At 36.7% G+C, this 2394-nt stretch carries 3 protein-coding genes; all 3 read right to left on the bottom strand.

Going from position 1 to position 2394, the window contains the following annotated elements:
- Positions 1 to 6: 6 nt before the first annotated feature.
- Entirely contained in the window at positions 7 to 792 is a 786-nt protein-coding gene (locus RLO81_RS02945) for a hypothetical protein (protein ID WP_350106998.1), read from the bottom strand.
- A gap of 88 nt (positions 793 to 880) precedes the next feature.
- A complete protein-coding gene (locus RLO81_RS02940) occupies positions 881 to 1654 on the bottom strand; it encodes a Fic family protein (RefSeq protein ID WP_350106995.1) in 774 nt (257 codons plus the stop codon).
- Positions 1651 to 1878: a hypothetical protein gene (locus RLO81_RS02935; protein WP_350106992.1), complete on the bottom strand. Its 228-nt coding sequence runs from the start codon at positions 1876 to 1878 to the stop codon at positions 1651 to 1653. Before RLO81_RS02935 ends, RLO81_RS02940 begins: the two co-directional genes overlap by 4 nt.
- Positions 1879 to 2394: the final 516 nt, after the last annotated feature.

Genomic DNA, 2394 nt, shown 5'->3' with positions numbered 1-2394 from the left:
CGGAAGTTACTTCCGCGGTCTGGTATTCAAATCGTTAATCTTATTTTGATTCTTCTCCAAATATTCAATCCAGTTAGTATAAATCTCCTTTTTAGATGCCCCTAATGACTTACTATAATCACCAGTTTTAACAAGATCAATTATTTCTTTCCTTCCATAGTTGTTAAGCAAATACTCCATGTAGTAATAGCTGTACACATACCCATTCGATTTAACGAAAATATTTGTCTCATTTGAACTCATATCATCAAATGATGGTGGATCGCCAGTGATCTCCTGTTTTTGGTTTGAAAAGTAAGCAGCAAAACCTTCATTTAACCATATGTTGATGTGTGGGTTCAATCTCCACAAATAGGTATGAACATATTCATGTGAAAGAACGCCAAGAAGAGTTTCATAATTGTAGATGCTGCCAGGGCTTTCAGGAGAAGCAACGACGGCTAAATCCTTAATTGCCACACCAACTACCCAATCATCCAGTTTGATGGATTTTACTAGACCAAATGATCTTCTTTGAAAGTCATTAACATTTCGACAGACAATGATTTTAGTTTTTATTGAATCATCAATATCAAATACCTGATTGATGTTTACATACGTTTCTTCAAGTAATTTTTCAATATCTGTAAGTGTGCTTTCCTTTAGTGATTCATAAAAGATTGAGAAATTTGGAGTATCATATCGAGTCATCCCCTCTGTATTTAGGTCATGCTTATTGCCACTAAAATAGAGGTACAATGAGAAGCTGATAAGAAGAACTCCCATTAATAACCATTTCCATTTAATGCTCATTTTGGTATTTTAATAATAGATAAAATTTCTCAATGTCGGTGTTGACACCATATTGATACCGACTTAAGTCCAAATTTCCTCCCTGCAATCAGCCTTCAGGATTTTTTATTCTCTTTTCCAATTCCACGATGAGCTTCTTTGTAAGGAACTCATCGAAGGGCCTTATGTCGGGTCTTTTTTCCTGCTCAATGATACTTTCGAGATAGACATTTTTTTCATCTGCCTGGATAATGATCAGTGGAAAACCATGTTTCAAAAGAAGCAGGTTATGGATAAGCCTGACCATGCGCCCATTACCGTCCCCAAATGGATGGATTTCATTGGCAAATTCATAGTGAAAATTATTAACTGTTGGAATTACATCATCCGGATTTTCTAATCTTTGATTTGTTTCATCACATAATTTATCTAATGCCAGGGGAACTTTCGTCCAGACCATGTATTCCTTGTATTCGCCCTTTTTTCTTATTCCAAAATTATTTTCCTGTTTAAATTTTCCCGGTCCTCCTAAATACACGTCAATTCTATCCCATTGAATCTTATCTTTCATCAATTCGGCATGCAGGTCTTTAATCATTTGAGTAGAAAGTGTTAGGTCGTCATAACTTTCAAATATTTTCTTTAGGAGACTTTTATGATTTCGTAGGTCAGTAATGTCCTTGATATCGCTGTTTTTCCGGATGATTCCTTTTTTCAAAAAATCGATAGTATCTCCGTATTCAAGTTTCAGACCCTCGAGCTTATTGTTATGAAAAGTAAAGTCATTTAGGATGCTTTCTTTTTCTTCAGCAGTCCAGGCCTTTGGCGATCTGAATTGGTACTGTTTTTTTAGCTCATTAGCCTTTAATAGAAGCGGGTTCATATGAGCTGAATGTCATAGCTTAACCCTTCTGTTTTTATTTTAGCTATCCAGTCATTGTAGTCTCCGGGGTAAAAGGCTATTGATCCATTTATTTTGATGACTGTCTTCCCAAACATAAAGCGCTCGATTTCTTCATGCAGAGCTTCAGGAATTGAATCCAGGGTAACCGGATGGGTTTGTTCTTTGAGCAGATCAAAGAATTGATTTTTGTTCACTGAGCGCATGCTATCAACTATTAATCAGCACTAAAAGTAACGGAAAGGATTGAAATTAGTTGAATAAAGACTTAATGTAGGTAATTGTCATCGAATTGCAGTGCTTATGATTACCGGTATTCAAGGGCCAGGGATTATGTTGGGCAAAAGGGATTGATTGATGTGGATTTGATGGAATAGCGCCGCACGGAAGAAACTTCCGCGCTAGTTTATGTTTTAAGTACTTTGATTCAGAACTGATTGATGATGACCTAAAATATTCCTATCAATTGAAGGAGGGCGTTTCAAATGAACGATTAGGAATGTTTATCGTCAAGAAAGAAGGAATATTTGACCTATTAAAGTCAATTAAAACTCAATGATCATCCTCTCCTGGCTCGGAAGTAACTTCCGCGCTAGGTATCTGATCTTTCTTTTTTAGCACTCGGGAGTTTCATTCGCGTGATCTAACTCTTCACGATCTCAAAAAACTCCGACTCGATCTCCCAGTCTTTTGCCAGGATGAGCATGGCGGTCGTTTCTGAT

The sequence above is a fragment of the Fulvivirga sp. genome (assembly GCF_040220315.1).
Lineage (GTDB): Bacteria > Bacteroidota > Bacteroidia > Cytophagales > Cyclobacteriaceae > Fulvivirga.
The sequence above is the reverse complement of the archived record's forward strand: the minus strand, read 5'-3'. Positions and strand labels throughout refer to the sequence as shown.

Excerpts from the sequence above, each read along its gene's own strand:
- RLO81_RS02935 (WP_350106992.1), bottom strand. The coding sequence starts at position 1,878 with ATGCGCTCAGTGAACAAAAATCAATTCTTTGATCTGCTCAAAGAACAA.
- RLO81_RS02940 (WP_350106995.1), bottom strand. The coding sequence starts at position 1,654 with ATGAACCCGCTTCTATTAAAGGCTAATGAGCTAAAAAAACAGTACCAA.
- RLO81_RS02945 (WP_350106998.1), bottom strand. The coding sequence starts at position 792 with ATGAGCATTAAATGGAAATGGTTATTAATGGGAGTTCTTCTTATCAGC.